We start from the raw sequence: 2,350 nt of genomic DNA, 5'->3' as shown, positions 1-2,350 counted from the left end.
GCCGGCTTCGCGTATCGTTGAACGAAGTCGTGTGGCAATCAGTAACGATACGCGAAGCTGGAGTTTCGCGCCACAGCCGTTCAATTCGCGCTAAACCTCCAGCGCCTTGAGCAGCACCGAGCCGCTGAGCCAGGTCATCACCAGCACCACCAGCACCCCGAATACGGCCAGCACCAGCGGATGGCGGTAACTGCCCACAATGGCCGGGCGGTAGGCCGCTACCAGCAGCGTGCCCAAGGTAAGGGGCAGGATGAAGCCGTTGAGCGCCCCGGCCCAGAGCAGTACCTGCACCGGCTGGCCGATGGTGAGAAACAGCAGCGTCGAAAGGACGATGAAGCCGATAATCCAGCGGTTTTCGCGGGCTGCTACCTGGGGAAGCAAGGCCTTGAGAAAGGAAATAGAGGTGTAAGCCGAGCCGATGATGGACGTGACGGCCGCCGCGAACATTACCACCCCAAACAGCCGGTAGCCCAGCTCGCCGGCCGCCAGCCGGAACACCGAGGCAGGCGGATTGGCCGCATCAATCACGAGGCCCTGACTCACCACGCCCAGCGTGGCCAGAAACAGGAACACCCGCACCAGTGAGGCCACCGAAATGCCCAGCACGGCGCTACGCGTGACTTCGGGCAACGCCGCCTCGCCCCGGATACCGGCATCGAGCAGGCGGTGGCCGCCGGAAAAGGTGATGTAGCCACCCACCGTGCCGCCCACCAGCGTGATGATGGACGTGAGGTCGAGCTGGGTAGGGGCCAGGGTGCGGCGGGCCGCTTCGGCCAGGGGCGGGTGGGTGGAAAAGGCCACATAGATAATGGTGAGCACCAGCACCAAACCCATCACTTGGGCGAAGCGGTCCATGAGCCGCCCGGCCTCGCGGACCAGAAATACCCCCAGCGCGACCCCGGCGCCCAGCACGGCGCACACCGTTACGGGCAGGCCCGTAAGCGCCGACAGGCCCAGGCCTGCCCCGCCTACGTTGCCCACATTGAAGGCCAGGCCCCCTAGCACAATCAGCACCGAGATGACGCTGCCCAGGCCCGGTAGCACGCGGTTGGCAATGTCGGGGGCCCGCAGTTCGGCCACGGCAATCACCCGCCACACGTTCAGCTGCACCCCGATATCGAGCAGGATGGAAGCCAGAATCACGAAGCCGAAGCTGGCCCCGAGCCGCTCGGTAAACACGGTAGTCTGGGTGAGAAACCCTGGGCCCACGGCCGAAGTGGCCATCAGAAAAGCGGCCCCCAGCAGCACGCTCCAGTTACGCGTCGGCTTCATACGCGGAGCCTGCTAGGCGTTTGCACCGTCACGTCGGCCGCTGCCAGCGCGGCCCGGAGCCGCTGGGCAAATTCCAGCGCGTGGGGGCCGTCGCCGTGCAGGCACACCGTATCAGCCCGGATAACCACGTCCTCGCCCGATTGGGCCCGCACCCGACCCTCGCGCACCATCCGCAGCACCTGGGCTTCGCCCTCGGCGGGGTCGGTGAGCAGCGCGCCGGGCTGGCGGCGGGGCGTGAGCGTGCCGTCGGGCTGGTAGCTGCGGTCGGCGAAAACCTCGTGGGCGGTACGCAGGCCCAGTTTTTCGGCGGCCCGGGGCAGGGCGCTGCCGGCCAGCCCGTATAGGCAGGCCTCGGGCACCACGCGGTACACAGCTTCGGCCAGGGCCTCGGCCAACGCGGGGTTCACGGCGGCCATGTTATAAAGCGCGCCGTGGGGTTTTACGTGGTGCAGCGTGCCGCCCTCGGCCCGCACGAAAGCCAGCAGCGCCCCGATCTGGTACACCGTCATATCGTAGGCTTCCTCGGGCGAAATGGCCATTTCGCGGCGGCCGAAACCCACCAGGTCGGGTAGGCCGGGGTGGGCGCCGAGGGCCACGCCGTGGTGCAGCGCCCGGCGCACGGTGTGCTTCATTACGGCCGGGTCGCCGGCGTGGTAGCCGCAGGCAATGTTGGCCGACGTTATCAAGGGCAGAATGGCTTCATCCTGCCCCAGGGAGTACGCGCCGAAGCTTTCCCCCAGGTCGCAGTTGAGGTCGATGGTAAGGGTTGGATTCATAGGCAGGCAAGATAGGCGGAAGCGGCCGATGTAGGGGCGGGGCTTCGCTTCGCTGTCCTTCGGTTGTCCCCGCCCGCCGTTGAACGGATGTCGTTGAACAGCGGCGCATGGTGCCGTTGGATGACGGGCGAGAGGCTTTATTGAACAGCGGCGCTTGGTTTCGTTGAACGGTAGCGCTTGGTTGCGTTCAACGGCGGGCGGGGGCAACCGAAGGACAGCGAAGCGAAGCCCCGCCCCCACATCGGCCGCAGCGCCACGGCCCGTTCCAGCTGCCCGAGCTGTTGCTCCCGCTCCATTTACAG

2 protein-coding genes are annotated in these 2,350 nt (G+C 66.7%); both read right to left on the bottom strand.

Annotation, left to right across the window (positions count from 1 at the left end):
• Positions 1-90: 90 nt before the first annotated feature.
• Entirely contained in the window at positions 91-1,272 is a 1,182-nt protein-coding gene (locus HW556_RS18215) for an NRAMP family divalent metal transporter (protein ID WP_176901544.1), read from the bottom strand.
• Positions 1,269-2,048 (bottom strand): LamB/YcsF family protein, encoded by a 780-nt coding sequence (locus HW556_RS18210; protein WP_176901543.1) that lies wholly within the window; start codon positions 2,046-2,048, stop codon positions 1,269-1,271. Before HW556_RS18210 ends, HW556_RS18215 begins: the two co-directional genes overlap by 4 nt.
• Positions 2,049-2,350 lie beyond the last annotated feature (302 nt).

Source organism: Hymenobacter terrestris (assembly GCF_013377905.1).
Taxonomy (GTDB): Bacteria; Bacteroidota; Bacteroidia; order Cytophagales; family Hymenobacteraceae; genus Hymenobacter; species Hymenobacter terrestris.
The sequence above is the reverse complement of the archived record's forward strand: the minus strand, read 5'-3'. Positions and strand labels throughout refer to the sequence as shown.

Excerpts from the sequence above, each read along its gene's own strand:
- HW556_RS18215 (WP_176901544.1), bottom strand. The coding sequence starts at position 1,272 with ATGAAGCCGACGCGTAACTGGAGCGTGCTGCTGGGGGCCGCTTTTCTG.
- HW556_RS18210 (WP_176901543.1), bottom strand. The coding sequence starts at position 2,048 with ATGAATCCAACCCTTACCATCGACCTCAACTGCGACCTGGGGGAAAGC.